At 65.7% G+C, this 17162-nt stretch carries 22 protein-coding genes; 3 read left to right on the top strand and 19 right to left on the bottom strand.

Annotation, left to right across the window (positions count from 1 at the left end):
- Window positions 1–205: 205 nt before the first annotated feature.
- From ASE00_RS21420 to ASE00_RS21395, 5 genes are all read right to left on the bottom strand, one after another.
- The gene (locus ASE00_RS21420) at window positions 206–394 is read right to left on the bottom strand and encodes a DUF6961 family protein (RefSeq protein ID WP_156405535.1); all 189 of its coding nucleotides are present in this window, start codon (window positions 392–394) and stop codon (window positions 206–208) included.
- Window positions 395–445: 51 nt separating this feature from the next.
- Window positions 446–1138, bottom strand: a complete 693-nt coding sequence (locus ASE00_RS23155) for a JAB domain-containing protein (RefSeq protein WP_082594888.1) — start codon at window positions 1136–1138, stop codon at window positions 446–448.
- Window positions 1027–1473 (bottom strand): hypothetical protein, encoded by a 447-nt coding sequence (locus tag ASE00_RS21405; protein WP_056383766.1) that lies wholly within the window; start codon window positions 1471–1473, stop codon window positions 1027–1029. The genes ASE00_RS23155 and ASE00_RS21405 overlap by 112 nt, the downstream gene beginning before the upstream one ends.
- A gap of 71 nt (window positions 1474–1544) precedes the next feature.
- Window positions 1545–1889: a hypothetical protein gene (locus tag ASE00_RS21400; RefSeq protein ID WP_056383765.1), complete on the bottom strand. Its 345-nt coding sequence runs from the start codon at window positions 1887–1889 to the stop codon at window positions 1545–1547.
- Window positions 1890–1967: 78 nt separating this feature from the next.
- Window positions 1968–2510: a helix-turn-helix domain-containing protein gene (locus ASE00_RS21395; RefSeq protein WP_235538783.1), complete on the bottom strand. Its 543-nt coding sequence runs from the start codon at window positions 2508–2510 to the stop codon at window positions 1968–1970.
- A 206-nt stretch (window positions 2511–2716) separates the two neighbouring features.
- Here ASE00_RS21395 and ASE00_RS21390 point away from each other — a divergent pair, with 206 nt between their 5' ends.
- The 3 genes from ASE00_RS21390 to ASE00_RS21380 are packed head-to-tail and all read left to right on the top strand — an operon-like array spanning window position 2717 to window position 5948.
- Complete coding sequence (locus ASE00_RS21390) at window positions 2717–3853, top strand: Gfo/Idh/MocA family protein (protein WP_056383763.1); 1137 nt, start codon at window positions 2717–2719, stop codon at window positions 3851–3853.
- Window positions 3850–4755 (top strand): Gfo/Idh/MocA family protein, encoded by a 906-nt coding sequence (locus ASE00_RS21385; protein ID WP_056383762.1) that lies wholly within the window; start codon window positions 3850–3852, stop codon window positions 4753–4755. Before ASE00_RS21390 ends, ASE00_RS21385 begins: the two co-directional genes overlap by 4 nt.
- Window positions 4752–5948, top strand: coding sequence for a glycosyltransferase family 4 protein (locus tag ASE00_RS21380; RefSeq protein WP_056383761.1), 1197 nt, complete (start codon window positions 4752–4754; stop codon window positions 5946–5948). Before ASE00_RS21385 ends, ASE00_RS21380 begins: the two co-directional genes overlap by 4 nt.
- Before the next feature lie 3 nt (window positions 5949–5951).
- Here the strand turns inward: ASE00_RS21380 and ASE00_RS21375 are convergent, their stop codons facing one another.
- From ASE00_RS21375 to ffh, 14 genes are all read right to left on the bottom strand, one after another.
- Window positions 5952–7121: a sensor domain-containing diguanylate cyclase gene (locus ASE00_RS21375; protein WP_056383760.1), complete on the bottom strand. Its 1170-nt coding sequence runs from the start codon at window positions 7119–7121 to the stop codon at window positions 5952–5954.
- A gap of 301 nt (window positions 7122–7422) precedes the next feature.
- Window positions 7423–9270, bottom strand: a complete 1848-nt coding sequence (locus tag ASE00_RS21370; RefSeq protein WP_082594886.1) for a M2 family metallopeptidase — start codon at window positions 9268–9270, stop codon at window positions 7423–7425.
- A gap of 91 nt (window positions 9271–9361) precedes the next feature.
- On the bottom strand, window positions 9362–10135 hold the full coding sequence (locus ASE00_RS21365; protein WP_056383759.1) for an alpha/beta fold hydrolase: 774 nt from the start codon (window positions 10133–10135) through the stop codon (window positions 9362–9364).
- Entirely contained in the window at window positions 10116–10562 is a 447-nt protein-coding gene (locus ASE00_RS21360; RefSeq protein WP_056383849.1) for a GFA family protein, read from the bottom strand. Before ASE00_RS21360 ends, ASE00_RS21365 begins: the two co-directional genes overlap by 20 nt.
- Before the next feature lie 59 nt (window positions 10563–10621).
- A complete protein-coding gene (locus ASE00_RS21355; RefSeq protein ID WP_056383758.1) occupies window positions 10622–11248 on the bottom strand; it encodes a DUF2238 domain-containing protein in 627 nt (208 codons plus the stop codon).
- A gap of 104 nt (window positions 11249–11352) precedes the next feature.
- Window positions 11353–12378 carry an aspartate-semialdehyde dehydrogenase gene (locus ASE00_RS21350; protein ID WP_056383757.1) on the bottom strand — a complete coding sequence of 342 codons (1026 nt, stop codon included), beginning with the start codon at window positions 12376–12378 and terminating at the stop codon, window positions 11353–11355.
- Window positions 12379–12516: 138 nt separating this feature from the next.
- Window positions 12517–12906: a 50S ribosomal protein L19 gene (rplS, locus tag ASE00_RS21345; protein ID WP_056383756.1), complete on the bottom strand. Its 390-nt coding sequence runs from the start codon at window positions 12904–12906 to the stop codon at window positions 12517–12519.
- 4 nt (window positions 12907–12910) lie between these two features.
- The gene (gene trmD, locus ASE00_RS21340) at window positions 12911–13648 is read right to left on the bottom strand and encodes a tRNA (guanosine(37)-N1)-methyltransferase TrmD (protein ID WP_056383755.1); all 738 of its coding nucleotides are present in this window, start codon (window positions 13646–13648) and stop codon (window positions 12911–12913) included.
- Window positions 13645–14034 (bottom strand): type II toxin-antitoxin system VapC family toxin, encoded by a 390-nt coding sequence (locus ASE00_RS21335; protein ID WP_056383754.1) that lies wholly within the window; start codon window positions 14032–14034, stop codon window positions 13645–13647. The genes trmD and ASE00_RS21335 overlap by 4 nt, the downstream gene beginning before the upstream one ends.
- Window positions 14027–14299: an AbrB/MazE/SpoVT family DNA-binding domain-containing protein gene (locus ASE00_RS21330; RefSeq protein WP_056383753.1), complete on the bottom strand. Its 273-nt coding sequence runs from the start codon at window positions 14297–14299 to the stop codon at window positions 14027–14029. The genes ASE00_RS21335 and ASE00_RS21330 overlap by 8 nt, the downstream gene beginning before the upstream one ends.
- A 45-nt stretch (window positions 14300–14344) precedes the next feature.
- Entirely contained in the window at window positions 14345–14620 is a 276-nt protein-coding gene (locus tag ASE00_RS21325; protein WP_056383752.1) for a hypothetical protein, read from the bottom strand.
- On the bottom strand, window positions 14617–15090 hold the full coding sequence (rimM, locus tag ASE00_RS21320) for a ribosome maturation factor RimM (protein WP_056383751.1): 474 nt from the start codon (window positions 15088–15090) through the stop codon (window positions 14617–14619). Before rimM ends, ASE00_RS21325 begins: the two co-directional genes overlap by 4 nt.
- A gap of 8 nt (window positions 15091–15098) precedes the next feature.
- Entirely contained in the window at window positions 15099–15608 is a 510-nt protein-coding gene (gene rpsP, locus ASE00_RS21315; RefSeq protein WP_056383750.1) for a 30S ribosomal protein S16, read from the bottom strand.
- A gap of 45 nt (window positions 15609–15653) precedes the next feature.
- Complete coding sequence (gene ffh, locus ASE00_RS21310) at window positions 15654–17132, bottom strand: signal recognition particle protein (RefSeq protein ID WP_056383749.1); 1479 nt, start codon at window positions 17130–17132, stop codon at window positions 15654–15656.
- Window positions 17133–17162 lie beyond the last annotated feature (30 nt).

The raw sequence follows: 17162 nt of genomic DNA, 5'->3' as shown, positions 1-17162 counted from the left end.
CGCACGGCGGATGCATATCAACGGCTGATATAGCGATGAATGACAGCCCGAGTGGGCGGCGAACCCCAATGCCCCTTGTTGGTCCGCCGCCCTGTGGGGGCTGGAAGTCCTCCCTGTGTGTCCCCAGCCGGCCGGATCGGGGGGAGGACGGCCGGCTGGGTACCCGTTTGGCGCGCGCCAGGCTCGTGCCTGCGTCGGCGCCGGTTCAGTGGCGGCTGCGCGGGATGTGCGTCTCGGGCAGACGGATACGTTCGATCTCGGTCGCGACGGCCTTCCACAGACCCACGCCATAGCTGTCGCCGTCGCGGATCAGGACGCCGATGCGGCTGGCGACATAGCTGTCGGTCTGATCGCCGAAATCGTCGATCACCCTCCTCGCAAAGTCCCGGATCATACTGGTCTCCATCGCTACGTAACTCTTCTTCCCCGACGATTGGGACATGCCCTAGATCAATCCTTCCGCGCGCAGGCTGCGCCAGCCGGTGCGCGCGACGATGAGGTGGTCGTGAACGGCAATCTCCAGCGGCCGGGCGGCTGCGACCAGATGCGCGGTCGCCTTGACATCGGCCTGGCACGGCGTCGGATCGCCCGACGGATGATTGTGCACGATGATCAGTGCGGTCGCGCCGATCTCCAGCGCACGCTTCAATATCTCGCGCGGATAGAGCGGCGCCTGGTTGACCGTGCCGCGCGCCATCACCTCGTCGCGCAGCAGCCGGTTCGTCGAATTGAGGAACAGCACGCGCAGGTGCTCGACCGTGTTGTACGCCATGCTGGCGAACAGATAGTTGGTCAGCGCTTCCGACGTCGACAGGATCGGGCTCTGCCCCAGCTCTGTGCGCAGCGAATGGAGCATGGTCATCCGCACCGCGACGAGGAAGGTGGCGATGCCGCCATCCTCGGGCAGGCAGGCGTGCAGCGCGGCGGGGTCGGCGGCCAGGATCGCGGGGACGCTGCCGAACTCGTCGAGCAGTTCATCGATGATCGCGCCGGTGTGCGGGTTGCCGAGCGGGGCCAGCAGCCCTTCTAATATCTGACGGCATTCCCCCTGGGGATCATGGCCTGCCGGTGAATATGGTTCCGCGTACCGACCGCTATGCCCAGCAGCATCGGATAGGCCCAGACCTCCGCTGCCCATGAATAGGCTCGCGCCGCCACCGAAGGATCGACGAGCGTGGCCACGTGGATGGTCACCGCGATCAAATGGAAGGATGTTACCCATATTGGCCAAAATCGATCGCTATACAGTGCGAGATTGCCGAAGGCCGCGAGGACGAGCAGGTCTACGATGAAGATCCCTGCCTCGGGCGTTCGCCATCCCGGGAAGAATGACGTCGCGGCTATCACGGTCAGGATCGAACCCACGACCATGATCGCCGCACCGGCCCGTTCGGGCCATCCTCCGAGCCGTCCCGCATAGGAACTGACGAGGATGAGCGCGAACAGGTAGGCGAACTGGTTCCACTGAGGCATGCCGGGACCGGATCACAACGCTATGCTCCGGTCAAGCGCGGCCATGTCGGCGAACCAGTTCGCGGCGGCGATCAGGCCACCTCTTGGAGGTGGCGGACTTCCGCCTTGCCGACCAGACCGCCCAGCGCATAGGTCTTCAGGCCGACCTGATCCTTGGTCGCCGCCAGTTCGCGGTGGCTGGCGATCATCTGGGCGCGGGCCTTGACCAGTGCCGAGAAGCTCTCGGCGGCATATTCGAGCGCTTCCTGGCCGACTTCGCAGGCCAGATCGGCTTCGGCGCGGGCGGCGGGGATGAAGCCGGTCAGCTCGGCGGTGCGGGCAATGGCCTGATCGATCGCATGCTCGGCCGCCATCAGACGGTCGGCGACACCCTGGGCAACTTCACGGCGCTTGAGAATGGTGAGGCGATTGAACATGTGATTCTCCCTTCGCGCGGCCACCCATGGGGCCAGCGCGTCCCTGTTGGACGATGCTGTGGAAATCAGATGAGGCGCTTAGACGTTGAAAAGGCGTTTCAGCGCGTCGAGTCCGGCAAGAAGCCCGCCGAAGGCAATGGCCGAGCCGATGGAGATCGAAACGATCCAGCCCAGCCGCTGCAACAGATTTAGGTCATTACGCTCCCTTCCCGGCGTCGGGAAAGGCAGATTGATGAAGCTGCCACTGGTGGCGAAGGCGGGTGTTCGGAACGCTATCTGTTCCTCCCTCACCGCCGAGCCGTGGAAGCCGGTGTCGCTCTGCCGGACCCCATGAATGTCGGACAGGCCAACAGTGGCATGGACGGGCTCAGGAGCAACATGCGGCGTTTGATATACGGCTGATTGATATGGGTTCGGGCTCTCATATTTCGCCAGGATTCGCGCCGCTTCGAAGCGGTTGGCGACACCCAGCGCCTGGATCGCCATGCGCAGCCGCTGGTCCACCGTATGCGGCGAAATTCCCAGTTCCCGGGCGATATCCTTGGACGAGAGATGCATCAGCACCATGCGCAGGCAAACGCGCTGCGCCTCGGTTAGCTTATGGATGCGATCCGATTCCATGGGGGTCATCATATCGTTAAACCGCCACCGTGTAAAACCCGACACAGCTAGTGCTTTGACGAAAGCCTGAAAGCGACGCGCGACTGGAACTTCATTGCTATTACGGAACGATATCATCGATAGGCATTGATATAGGTTGATATGTCAATTGATACCTTACCGGCGGCCATTGCGATGGGCCCCGGCGCCTTTTAGGCTGCCATTCCATGGCAGCGGGGGAATATCGCGCGACGGCGCGAATCGGAATCGTGGGGGCGGGCTATGTCGCCGACCTCTACATGCCCTCGATTCGAACCTTTGCCGGGCTGGACGTCATCGGCGTCTGGGACTCCGATCCGGACCGGCTTGCCGCCTTCGCCGGCCATTGGCGGCTCGACGCGGCGGCGGGGCTCGACGCGCTGCTCGCCCGCCGCCCCGGCATGATACTCAACCTCACGAGCCCTGAGGCCCATGCATCAGTCAGCCGCGCGGCGCTGGAGGCGGGCGTGCATGTCTGGTCGGAAAAGCCGCTGGCGATGACGATGGCGGATGCCGGGGCGCTGGCGGCGCTGGCCGCGGATCGGGGCCTGCACCTTGCCTCTGCGCCGTGCAGCCTGCTCGGCCGGGCGGCGCAGACGGCGTGGCGGGCGCTGCGCGAGGGGCGGATCGGCAGGCCTCGCCTCGCCTATGCCGAGCTCGACGACGATTTCCTGCCCGCCGCGCCCCATGGCCGCTGGCGCTCGGCCAGCGGCGCGGCCTGGCCCGCCGCCAACGAATATCGCACCGGCTGTACCCTCGAGCATGCCGGATATTATCTCTCCTGGCTGATGATGATGTTCGGGCCGGTGCGCCGGGTGGCGGGCGGCGCGGCGCGGGTGCTCGACGCCGCGCAGACCGGGGCGGGGCACGACACACCCGATTATGCGTCGGCCACGCTGTTCTTCGACGACATGACCGCGCGGCTGACCTGCTCGATCGTCGCGCCCCACGACCACGGCCTGCGCATCTTCGGCGACGACGGCGTGCTGGAGGTGGACGAGGCCTGGGCCAATGCCGCCCCGGTGCGGATCCGCAAGCGCCATGTCGTGCGGCGCCGGCTGATCAACAGCCCCTTTGCGGCACGCGTGCGCCCGATCGGCCCCAGCCATCCGATGATGGGCCGCCGGGGCGCGGCGTCGATGAACTTCGCGCTGGGCGTGGCGGAGATGGCGCAGGCGATCGGCGAGGGAAGGACGCCGCGGCTGGCCGGGGATTTTGCCCTGCATCTGACCGAGGTGTCGCTGGCGATGCAGGCGGGCGGGGATCACCGCATGACCACCAGCTTCGACCATGGCTGCATGACTCCGATGGACTGGGGCGGATGACCCCGCTGCGCTTCGCCGTCATCGGGCGTGGACGGATGGCGGCGGCGATGCGCGCGCTGATCGGCGATGCGCCGCTCGACCACGCCGAGGCGGTCTATATCGCCAGCCGCAATCGCGACCATGCCGGGGATGTCCGCGCGTCGTTGGCTTCGGGGAAGGCGGTGCTGTGCGAGAAACCCTTCGCGATGAGTGCCGCGGAAACCGCCGATCTCCTGTCGCAGGCGCAGCGGTCGGGCCTGCTGTGCATGGAAGCGGTGGCGACGCCCTTCCTGCCCGCGGTGGCCGCCGCGCTCGAAGCGGCCCATGGCGGGCGGCTGGGCACGGTGCGGCGGCTGGAGGCGAGCTTCGGTTATCCGGTGGACGCCGGCAGCCATCCCCGCCTGTTCGATGCCGACGGTGGTGTGTTGGCCGATCGCGCGATCTACCCCCTGATGCTGGCGCTGATCGCCCTCGGGCCCATCGCTGACGCCGAGGCGGAGGTCGAACGTGACGCGGACGGCGTCGACATCGCCGCGCGCTTCCGTGTCGCCCATCGGGGCGGGGCGCGGTCGGACCTGTCGGTCTCCTTCGTCGAACGGCTCGACAATGATCTGTGGATCGAAGGCGACGCAGCCGCTGTGGACGTCGCGCCACCGCTGCTGTCGGCGCAACGGGTTCGTTTCACCCGCCCCGGCGCGGGACGGCGCAGGTGGGGATCTCGCCAGCATCCGTTGATCCGGCACCTCGCCGACATGGGCAGCCGCGCCACGGGCGGCTGGTATGGCCATGGCGGCTCGCCCTATGTTCATGAGATCGCGCATTTCACTGCGCTGTTCCGCGACGGGGCGGTCGAAAGCCCGGTGATCAGCCACGACCGCATGCTCGCCGCCGCCCGGCTGATCGAGGAGGCGCGCAAGGCATGAGGCTCGCCTATCTGCTCAACAGCTATCCGATGACGAGCACCACCTTCATCCGGCGGGAGATCGCCGCGATCGAGCGGGCCGGGGTGCCGGTCAAGCGCTTCGCGGTGCGCCACTGGGCCGAACGGCTGGTGGACCCGCAGGATATGAGCGAGCGCAACCGCACGGAATATCTCCTTACGGGGCAAGGCGGGCGGCTGATCGGCGGCCTCGCGCGCCACGCGCTCTTCCATCCGCGCGGCTTTGCCGAGGCGCTGGAGGCGACCGGAGAGATGCACCGGGCGGCGGGCGGCGGCTTCGTCCGCCATAGCGCCTATCTGACCCAGGCAGTGCGGCTGAAGCGGCGCTGCGTCCAATTGGGCATCGACCATGTCCATGCGCATTTCTCGACCAATGCGGCGGCGGTGGCGATGTTGTGTCGAAGGCTCGGCGGCCCGCGGTACAGCTTCACCGTTCACGGGCCGAACGAGCTCGAGCAGCTGGCGGAGAACAGCGTCGCCGACAAGGTCCGCGATGCCGCCTTCGTCGTCGCGATCAGCGACTATTGCCGAAACCGGCTGATTGCCGAGTTGCCCGCAGATCTGGCCGATCGCGTCAAGGTGGTGCCCTGCGGCATCGAGCTGTCGGATTATCCGGTCACCCCGAACCCGATGAGCGGGAGGTTCCTGTCGGTCGGGCGGCTCTGCCCGGAAAAGGGGCAGGCCGAGATTCCGGCGGCGATCGCAGCGGTGGCGCGCGACCATCCGGGGCTGTCGATCGTGCTGATCGGCGACGGCGAAAGCCGCGCGGCGGTGGAGCGCGAGATCGGCGCCACCGGCACCGGCGGGCGCGTCAAGCTGATCGGCTGGCGCAGCAATGCCGAAGTGCGCCGCCGCATCGGCGAAACCCGCGCGCTCGTGCTACCCAGCCATGCCGAAGGGCTGCCGATTGCGATCATGGAGGCCTTCGCGATGGGCCGCCCGGTGATCACCACGCCGGTCGCCGGCATTCCCGAACTAGTCGACCAGAGCTGCGGATGGCTGGTTCCGCCCGGCGATGCCGATGCATTGGCGGCCGCCATCGGGGCGGCGATGACGGCGACTAAGGGCATGCTGGGCAAGATGGGCCGCGAAGGGCGCAAGCGCGTGGCCGCGCGCCACGATCTCGCAGGCATCGCACCGCGGCTGATCGCGTTGTTCGAAAGCGCGGCGGACTGACCTTCAGACCCGCTCGTCGAGATCCTCGGCGCTGGTCACCCGGTCGCGGCCTTCCAGCTTGGAACGGTAGAGTGCCCGATCGGCCCGCGCGAGCAGCGCGGTCAGCGAGATGTCGCCGGGCCGCAGGCCAGTGACGCCGAAGCTCGCGGTCATGACGACCTGGTTCCGGCCCTCGACGGGCATCGCGGCGATGTCGCGGCGGATCCGCTCGACCACCTCCAGTGCATCCTGGGCCCGGGTGTTGACCAGCAGCAGGGCGAATTCCTCGCCGCCGATCCGGCCGACCAGATCGCCCCGGCGAATCATGCGTTCGATCCTGCTGGCGAAATGCCTGAGCGCGCGATCTCCCGTCGAATGGCCATAACGGTCGTTGACCGCCTTGAAATTGTCGATGTCGGCGACGACCACGGCGAGCGGCTGGCGCTGGCGCTGGGCGTTGCGGATCGCCCGCTCGGCCGACTCCTCGAAGCCGCGCCGGTTGTAGATGCCGGTGAGCTCGTCCGACGTCGCCAGCCGGCGCATGGTCTCGGCCAGGTCGGCGGCCACCAGGAAGACCGAAAACAACCCCACGCCGATGAAGGCAAGCGGATAGAGCAGCACCAGCACGGTACGGAAAAGCTGATAGCGGTCGCTCTCGCCGCTCGCGCCCTGGCCGAGGGCCAGGGTGCCGAGCCCGGCGTCGATCGCGGCGAACAGGATCAGCATCACGATGGTCGCCCGCTCGGGCAGCGATGCGGTGCGCAGCGACCGCGTCACGCTGGCCGCGCCGATCACCAGCATCGAAGCGGCGAAATACAGCCAGAGCGGATCGCGTACGTCGCGTTGCGGGAACAGATAGGTGATCGTGGTGACCATTATCGTCGCCACGCATGCTGCCGCGACCAGCGGCGCCATGTTTGCCTGCGGCCGCCCACGCTGAACGAAGCCGACCGCGAGCAGCGCGTTGGACAGACAGCACAGGCCGACGAGCGACGCGAACAGAAGCGGGTCGTCGCGTTCGTAAAGGCGGAAGAGCAAATTGCCGACCCACTCGATCGTAGCGACGGAAAAGGCCGCCGCCCAGAACATCGCATAGCGCGGCCTGCCGAAGCTGCGCCACGCGATGAGCATCACCGCCGCCAGCATGGCTGCGATGAAAGTCAGCGTGAACACATTTGCGAGCGCTGCGGTCATTGCCCCCCGGAAACAACTGAACCACTCGGGATGAGCAAATCACCCGATAATCATTATCAAATCTGTCTCGATTGGGCCGGTGCCCTGCGGCCAAGCGGCCGAAAATGCAACAGTAAAGCGATGCCGTCTGTACCGTTCTTGGCCAGTTTCCACCATTTTGGATGGGTAAACGGGCGAGTCATGTCGCTTTGCGCACATATCGATCGCCTTTTAGCCATCTCTTCTATGGCCTGCTTGGTTATTAGCGTGGCGAAATGAAGGACGCCGATTCTCCTTCGATCGGCGTCCCTCGATCTCATCGTCACCAGCCGCAGCGCTGACCTTTGTTCTGCGTCTTGAGCCAGCCGATCAGCGGCTTGAAATAGGCGATCATCGCCCTGCCATCGATTTCGCGGCTGCCGGTGAACGCTTGGAGCGCATCGGGCCAGGGCTTCGATTGTCCCATGGCGAGCATCGCATTGAGCTTCTCGCCGACCTTCTTGTCGCCGTAGAAGGAACAACGATGGAGCGGTCCCTTCCAACCCGCCTGGTCGCACGCCGCCTTGTAGAACTGGAATTGCAGGATACGGGCGAGGAAATAGCGCGCATAGGGCGTGTTGCCCGGGATATGATATTTCGCGCCCGGATCGAAATCGCTCTCGTCGCGCGCGACCGGCGGGACGATCCCCTGATATTGCAGGCGCAGGTCGGTCCAGGCCTTGTTGTAGTTTGCCGGCTGAATCTGGCCGCTGAACACGCCCCACCGCCATTTGTCCATCAGCAGGCCGAAGGGCAGGAAGGCGACCTTGTCCATCGCCTGCCGCAGCAGCAGGCCGATATCCTTGTCGGCGCTCGGCACCTTGGCGGGATCGAGCAGGCCGATCTTCACCAGATAGTCGGGCGTGATCGACAGCGCGACGAAATCGCCGATCGCCTCGTGGAAGCCGTCGTTCGCGCCGTCCATGTAGAGCTGCGGCTGCTTGTTGTAGGCGCGTTGGTAATAATTATGGCCGAGCTCATGATGGATGGTGACGAAGTCGTCGGCATTGACCTTGGTGCACATCTTGATGCGCAGATCATCCTTGTTGTCGACGTCCCAGGCCGATGCGTGGCAGACGACCTCGCGGTCGCGCGGCTTGGTGATCTGCGATCGGGTCCAGAAGGTGTCGGGCAGCGGCGCGAAGCCGAGCGAACTGTAGAAGCCCTCGCCCGTCTTCACCATCTTGACCGGGTCATAGCCCTTGGCGACGAGCAGTTCGCCGACGTCATAGCCGACGTCGCCAGCCCCCGGCGGGGCGACGATGTCATAGATATTGCCCCATTCCTGCGCCCACATGTTGCCGAGCAGGTCGGCGCGGATCGGCCCGGTCTTCGCCTGGACGGCGTCGCCATATTTGGCGTTGAGCCTGGCGCGGGTATAGCAGTGGAGCGCGTCGTAGAGCGGCTTCACCTGAACCCACAGCTTGTCCATCATCTTCGCGAAATCGTCGGCGGGCATGTCATAGCCCGCGCGCCACATCGCGCCGAGATCGGCATAGCCCAGGTCGACCGCGCCCTTGTTGGCGATCTCGACCAGCTTGGCATAATCGCCGCGCATCGGCTTGCCGACATTGTCGTGCCAGCTCGTCCACATCTCCTGCAGCTCGGCGGGATTGCGGTTGGTGCCCATCTCGGCTTCGATGTCGGAGCCGTTGATTTCCTGGCCGCGCAGCGTGCCGCGGCCCTTGCCATAGGTCGACTGGAGGCGGGTCGCGAGGTCGTTGAGCTCGCGCGCCGCGCCGGGCGTGTCGGGCGCGGGCAGGACGATGCGCTGCTTGAGCTTGCCCAGCTTGCGCGCGGTGTCATAGCTGAGGCCCTTCACCCCGTCGAAGCGTGCGGCCTCCTTGGCGTAGCGGACCTGCATCTCGGTATCCTGCGCGCCGACGCGCGCGGCCACCGCGTCGGTGTCGTCGGTCAGATAGGTGCTGTTGATCCATTGGACCTGCGCGGCGAAGGTCAGGAAGTCGAGATACTCCTTCTCCGCCGCGGCGACGAACGCGTCGGCTTCGGCGGCGGTGGGGGTGGCGGCCGTCGAGGTGGCGGGCGCTGCGGCCTGGGCCGAGGCAGGCGCCGTCGAGAGCAGCGCGGCCAGCGCCAGCCCCGAGGCGGCGGCCTTGATGATCGTCTTCATGGAAATGTCCCTTGGCAATTTCATGCTGACAGCAGTGTCATCATGCCGCCGGGACGCGGTCAACCCCGTGTATTACGAAGATGAGACGGTTTCAGAACCACGCGGCGATCGCATCGCCCAGATCGGGCAGCGTCACGGCGCTCATATGATTGCCGGGCACCTCGGCGAAGGCGGCATTAGGCAGCGCCGCGGCGAGCGCCCTTGCTGAGCCGTTGTCCTGATCCTCGCTGCCGGTCAGCACGAGGATCGGCAGGTCGAGATCGGCCAGCGCGGCGCGGGGGATGACGGGGAAGCTGTCGAGCAGCAGGAGCAGCGCCTTCGGATCGCCTCTGGTGGTCTTGAGGAAGCCCTCCGCCATCCATTCGGGCGAGAATTTCTGGTGGGTGCCGATGCCTTCGAGCACGCGGCGGAAGAAGCTGACCCGCCCGCCCAGATCGAGCAGACCTTCGAGGCCCATGCCCGCGAGCATCGCCTTGCCGGGCCGCGCACCGCGCACCAGCATCCGTGCGGTGGTGCGCCCGCCCAGCGAATAGCCGCCAAGGTCGTAGCCGCCGGGCGTGAGGCACAACTGATCGATCAGCGCGAGATTGTCGTCGGCGAGGATATCGGGACTGTAGCCGGCCGGATCATGCGGCTTCGCGCTGTCGCCATGCGCGCGCAGGTCGGGCATGATCACCCGCCGCCCTTTCGCCGCCAGCTTTGCGGCGTGGCCATAGCGGACCCAGTTGGTGAAGGCGTTCGAGAACAGCCCATGGATCAGGATGACGGGGCGTCCTTCGGCATCGCCTATCTCGTGCCAGGCCATCTCCGCGCCATTGGCGCCCCGGAAATGGTGGAGGGTGGTTTCAGTCGGGGAGTTTGCCAACGGTGTTCATCCAGCGATCGACGAGCGGCTTGTGCTCGTCGGTCCGGTAGCGCGGCAGGGCGCGGGTGTCGATCCACGCTTCATGCAGGCTTTCCGCGCCGAAATGCGATGTCGGCACGAAGCGCGGCGGATCGTCGAAGCTGCCGACGGTCAGGTCGATATTCTCGCTGTCGGGATAGGCGAAGCCGAGCGGCGTGCCGCAGGCCGAACAGAAAGGCCGCCGCGCGATCGGCGAACTGGAATACCAGTCGGGCTCGCGCTCCCAGCGCAGCGCCGCCTTCTTGAGGTTGACGAAGGCGATCGACACCCCGCCGGTCGCGCGCTGGCACATGCGGCAATGGCAGAGATAGGCCTCGTCCGAGGTGATCGTTGCGCTGTAGCGGATGCGGCCGCACTGGCAGCCGCCGGTCATTGTCGTTTCGTCCATCCGTCCCTTCTGCGTGAGCCCAGCGCAGGCTGGGTCCATCTTTCTTATCTCCGCGACGATCACCGGCAAGCGTGACGCAGGCCGATCCACGCCGTCGACAGCAGGCCGCCGACCGCCGCGATCGCCATGTCCTTCTGCGCGTCGAACATGTCACCTTGCTGGCCATTATAAGCTTCAGCAGAGGCGGGATCCATGAACACCGCTAGCAGCCATTCGAAGATTTCATAGACGCCGCCGACCGCTAGGACGAACATCAGGGCGAAGCTCAGCGCTGCCCGTCTTCCCAATCCGGCATAGCGGCGGACAGCTTCGCTGGTCGGCAGGATCGCGAGCACGCCGAACATGCCATGGACGAGCCGGTCGAACTGGTTGCGCGTGAAGCCGCAAAGCTGGTCGATCGAGGCGCCAGTCAGAGTTCGGCCCCAGGCATCATAGGGTACGTCGCTATAGGTCCAACGCGCAGCGAGATCGTGCAGCAACAGGAAGGCGGCGATGGCGACAACCGATGCGGTCGACAGCGGCCAGCGGCGGAGCAGCGCCGGGGCGAGCAGCATAAGCAGGACGACAGGGCCTAGCTGCAGCCAAGTATTGGGAGGGTAGGTGGCGCCCCAGCCACTAAGCGGCACCGACAAGGCGACGACGGCGATCAGCCCGTATTGAATGGTGGGCAGGCGTGATCCGATCAAATCTCTTCCCCGTCCCTCCCGCGGCGGCGGGAACCTCGTCGCCCCTTGTAAGAGGACGGCGGCGAGATTCCAGCGTCTACCGGAAGGACGGGGAGAGTGTCCGCTTACGCCTTCTTCAGGTGCCGGCGGCCGAGCAGTTCGGCGATCTGGACCGCGTTGAGCGCCGCGCCCTTGCGGAGATTGTCCGAGACGCACCACAGCACCAGACCGTTCTCGACGGTCGGGTCCTCGCGGACGCGGCTGACATAGGTGGCGAACTCGCCGACACACTCGACCGGGGTGACGTATCCGCCGTCCTCGCGCTTGTCGACGAGCATGACGCCCGGGGCCTCGCGCAGGATCTTCTGCGCGTCCTCGGCCGACAGCTCGTTCTCGAGCTCGATGTTGATCGCTTCGGAATGGCCGACGAAGACGGGCACACGGACGCAGGTCGCGGTGACCTTCACCTTCGGGTCCATGATCTTCTTGGTCTCGACGACCATCTTCCACTCTTCCTTGGTGTAGCCGTCGTCGAGGAACTTATCGATGTGCGGGATCACGTTGAAGGCGATCTGCTTGGTGAACTTCTTGGGCTCGGCGGGGTCGCCGACGAAGATGTTGCGGCTCTGTTCGAACAGCTCGTCCATGCCCGCCTTGCCCGCGCCGGAAACCGACTGATAGGTCGAGACGACGACGCGCTTGATCGTCGCCGCGTCGTGCAGCGGCTTCAGCGCGACGACCATCTGCGCTGTCGAGCAGTTCGGGTTGGCGATGATGTTGCGCTTCTTATAGCCGTCGATCGCCTCGGGGTTCACCTCTGGCACGATCAGCGGCACGTCCGGATCCATCCGGTAGAGCGACGAATTGTCGATCACGGTGCAGCCCGCCGCCGCCGCCTTGGGCGCGTAGATCTTGGTCGCGTCGGAGCCGATCGCGAACAGCGCGATGTCCCAGCCCGACCAGTCGAAATGCTCGATATTCTGGACCTTGTACTGCTTTCCGGTCTCGCCAAAGTCGATCATGTCGCCCTGGCTGCGCGCGGAGGCGACGACCGCCAGATCGTCGAGCGGGAATTCGCGCTCGGCCAGGATGTTCAGCATTTCGCGGCCCACATTGCCGGTGGCACCCGCGACGACGACACGATAGCCCATCTTTGTTTTCCTTAAACTTGGGCGTCGGCCCGGCAAGCGCGCCGGTTCCGACAAGGATGTGAATAGGTCCAGATATGCAAACGGCCGGTCTCCCTGGGGAGCCGGCCGCCTGCGAGGTTTGGTAGGGAGAGCCTGTCCTTAGGCTTCCTGGGCCTCGGCGGCCGGCTTATGGTCGCGACGCTCTGCAATACGCGCCGATTTACCGGTGCGGCCACGCAGATAGTAGAGCTTCGCGCGACGCACGACACCCTTGCGGACGACCTCGATCGAGTCGACGTTCGGCGAGTAGAGCGGGAAGACGCGCTCGACGCCTTCGCCGAACGAGATCTTGCGGACGGTGAAGGACGAACCCATGCCCTTGTTCGAGCGCGCGATGCAGACGCCTTCATAGGCCTGGACGCGGGTACGCTCGCCTTCGACGACCTTCACGCCGACGCGCAGGGTGTCACCGGGGCGGAATTCGGGAATCTTCTTCGATTCGTTGAACTTGGCAATCTGCTCGGCTTCGAGCGTCTGGATGAGGTTCATCTCATCATTCCTTCTTCTGTCGCCGCGCGCCAGAGGGAGACTTGACCCGAGCGCCCTCATGGCGCTCCCAAAGGTCCGGCCTCCTTAGCCTTGTATCCTTCTCCGCCATCGCTTTACGCCAGGCGTCGATCTTCGCATGATCCCCAGATCGCAGCACCTCGGGGATCGTGCGCCCTTCCCACTCAGCAGGTCGGGTATAATGCGGATATTCGAGCAGCCCCGCTTCGAAGCTCTCGTCATCCCCGCTATCGGGGGCGCCCATTACGCCGGGAAGCAAGCGAATGCAAGCATCGAGCAGCACCAGAGCGCCCATTTCACCGCCCGAAAGGATATAGTCGCCGATCGAGACCGGTTCGATCGGCCGCCCCTCGAACAGCCGCTCGTCGATTCCCTCGAACCGGCCGCAGAGAATCGTGACCCCCGGCCCCGCCGCAAGGCTGCGCACGCGCGCCTGCGTCAGGGGCGCACCGCGTGGCGTCATCGCCAGTACCGGCGCGGCGGGATTGGTCTCCAGCGCATGATCGACCGCGCGCCCCAGCACGTCCGCACGCATCACCATCCCCGCGCCACCCCCTGCGGGCGTGTCGTCGACCGAGCGGTGTTTGTCGGTCGCGAAATCGCGAATCTGCATCGGATTGCAGGACCATTTCCCCTCCGCCATCGCGCGGCCCGCCAGCGATATGCCGAGTGGGCCAGGGAACATCTCCGGATAGAGAGTCAGGATGGTGGCTCTGAACATCATTCAGACCTGTTCCAGTTCTCGATGCGCAATCCCGGAATGTCTTGGAAGTCTCGTTCGTTGTTCGTGACGAGCGTCAGTCCCAGAGACAAAGCGTGGGCGGCAATCAGTCGATCATAGCGCGCACGTCGAAAGGGCAGGCCGGCATAGACGTCCGCTGCCGCTCTATCGAAGGGCAGGGGTGGAACAAGATCAAATAGCTTGATCGCCGCCGCGCGTTTTGGCCCATCGGGCGCGGGAATGCCGTGGATGACTTCGGCGTAGCTGATCATCGAAGTGACAACGCTCCCGCGCACGCAGCGAGATAGCCGCCCTGCGGGCACGCTTTGCGCGTCCGCCAACACGTAGATGCAGATGTTGGAATCGAGTAAGAAGAGAGCGTCAGTCACGCCGGAGCAGCTTCCCCTCCCAGTCGAGTTCCCGCTCCTCAAACTCTCGCTCTTCAGGTGTGAAGGGCCTGAAGCCCGGAATTGAACCTGCGATACCGGTCAAGTCGATAAGCTTGGGGGATTGGTCGGCGGGCCTGAAGCTATATTCGCCCCGCTCTTCGCGAACGACCACCTCTGTCCCCTCCTTCAAGCCCAACGCCTTCGGCAGACGCAGCGCAACCGAATTACCGGATTTGAAGATTTTGGCGCGATATTCCTCGCTCATCACGACCTCCGTATATACATCATGTATATACTTCGTCCGTGAGATTTACAACACCCGCCGTGCGACGAGATCGGTGCAGATCGCCAGCAGCCCGCCCGCCACCACGAGCAACCCGAACATCAAGCTCCACCCGGCGATCCTGGCATCGCCGGTCGCCAGCAAGGCGATTGCGAGTGCGATGGGCGGCAGCACTACTTGCGCCGAGGCGGCAACAAAGCGGACATGCGCCGGCAGGCCCTTCTTGCGGGTGCGCACCACGCCATAGGCGATGATCAGCAGATAGACGCTGCCGATCAGCAGGAAGAGGGTGGGCGCATTCATTCGACGAACTCCGGATCGATCAGCAGGCGATCGGCCTCGACCGTCACCGCCTTGGCGACGGGGACCATGAAGCGCTTGCCGTCGGGTTTCTCGATCTCGAGCACGTCGCCCGCGCCGAAATCCTCGACCAGCACGGCGGTGCCGATCGGCTCGCCATCGGCGAGGCAGGGCAGGCCGATCAGGTCGATATGATAATATTCGCCCTCGCCCAGCGGCGGCAGCGCCGATCGTGGCACGCTCAGCTGGGTGCCGCGCAGCGCCTCGGCGTCGTTGCGGTCGCGGATCTCGGCGAAGCGCGCGACCGCGCCGTTCGGGCCGGGCCGGATCGACTTCAGGGTGAAGGTCCGCCCGCCGCCGGTAAGCGACGGGTAGACGCTCAGGTCATCGCTGAACAATTTGAGTCGCACTTCGCCCGTCACGCCATGCGCGCCGATGATGGCGGCGAGCGTGACGGTGCGATCGTCGGTCATGCCGGGGCTCAGCCCTGGGCTTCTTCCTCGGCGGCCGCTTCGGCCGGAGCTTCCTCGGCCGGGGCTTCGGCGGCGGCTTCCTCAGCGGCGGGCGCTTCGGCGGCGACGTCCTCGGTCACTTCCTCAGCGGCCTCCTCGACGGCCGGGGCGGCAGCGGCTTCGGCGGCAGCCTCATTGGCGGCGTCGATCTTGGCCTGACGCTCCTCGGCGCGCTCGACGGCCTTCTCGCCCGGCTTGCCCTTGTTGGGGTTGTTGCGGACGGCGCGCTCCTTGATGCCGGCAGCATCGAGGAAACGGGCGACGCGATCGGTCGGCTGCGCGCCGACGGACAGCCAATGCTTGGCGCGATCGGCGTCGATCTGAACGCGGTTTGCGTCATCCTTGGCGAGGAGCGGGTTGTACGAACCAATCTTCTCGATGAAGGCGCCGTCGCGCGGGCTGCGCGAGTTGGCGACGACGATGCGGTAATAAGGACGCTTCTTGGCGCCGCCACGGGCGAGACGGATGGAAACGGACATTGGGAACTTCCTTTCTGATAATCTGATCTAAATCGAGCTAAGTGCTTATTTCTTCTTCATGAAATTCTGAAAGCCGGGGGGCAGGCCCGGGGGCGTGCCGGGAAGGCCCGGAAGCCCGCCGCCGCCCGGCATCGGGGGCAGGCCGCCCGCGCCACCGCCGCCGAGCAGACCGCCAAGGCCCCCCCCGCCGCCGCCGAGCAGCGCACCGAGGCCCTTGAGGCCGCCCATCTTCTTCATCTTCTTCATCACGGTCGACATCTCCTGATGCATCTTCAGGAGCTTGTTGACGTCCTGCACCGTGGTGCCGGAGCCCTTGGCGACGCGGATCTTGCGCTTGGCGTTGAGCAGTTCGGGCTTGGCGCGCTCCTTGGGCGTCATCGATCCGATGATCGCGTCCATCCGCACCAGCACCTTGTCGTCGGCGGCGCCGGAGGCCATCGCCTGCTTCACCTGCTTGATCCCGGGCAGCATCGCGGCGAGGCCCGACAGGCCGCCCATCCGCGACATCTGGCGGAGCTGGTTGCGCAGGTCGTTCATGTCGAACAGGCCCTTGGCCATCCGCGCGGCAAGCGCCTCGGCCTCCTCGACCTTGATCGTCTCGGCGGCCTTCTCGACGAGGCTGACGACGTCGCCCATGCCGAGGATGCGGCCCGCGACGCGCTGCGGCTGGAACAGCTCGATGCCGTCCAGCTTCTCGCCGGTGCCGACGAACTTGATCGGCTTGCCGGTGACGGCGCGCATCGACAGTGCGGCGCCACCGCGCGCGTCGCCGTCCATCCGGGTCAGCACCACGCCGGTCAGCGACACCTGTTCGGAGAAGCTTTTGGCGACATTGACCGCGTCCTGGCCGGTCAGCGCGTCGACGACGAGCAGGATTTCTTCCGGATCGGCGACCGACGCGACCGCCTTCATCTCCTCCATCAGCGCCTGATCGACGTGGAGGCGGCCGGCAGTGTCGAGCAGCAGCACATCGAAGCCCTGGAGCTTCGCGGCCTGGAGCGCGCGCCGGGCGATGTCGACCGGCTGCTGGCCCGCGACGATCGGCAGTGTGGCCACCGACGCCTGGGTGCCGAGGACGGCGAGCTGCTCCTGGGCGGCCGGGCGGTTGACGTCGAGCGACGCCATCATGACCTTCTTGCGGCCCTTCTCGGTCAGCCGCTTGGCGATCTTGGCCGTGGTCGTCGTCTTGCCCGAGCCTTGCAGACCGACCATCATGACGATCGCGGGCGGGGTGACATCGACGTTCAGGTCCGCCGCTTCGGACCCGAGCATCTCGACCAGCGCGTCATGAACGATCTTGACGACCTGCTGCCCCGGGGTGACCGAGCGCAGGACGTTCTGGCCCACCGCCTGTTCGGTCGCCTTCTCGACGAACTCGCGGACGACGGGCAGGGCGACATCGGCTTCGAGCAGCGCGATGCGGACTTCGCGCATCGCCTCGCGCACGTCCGATTCGGTAAGCGCGCCACGGCCGCGCAGGCGGTCGAAGACCCCACCCAGCCTTTCGCTCAGACTCTCGAACATGCGTTCACTCCTATGCGCCGAAGCGCCGAA

This window comes from Sphingomonas sp. Root710 (assembly GCF_001429065.1).
Lineage (GTDB): Bacteria > Pseudomonadota > Alphaproteobacteria > Sphingomonadales > Sphingomonadaceae > Rhizorhabdus.
Note: the sequence above shows the minus strand (reverse complement) of the source record. Positions and strands in the feature narration are given on the sequence as shown.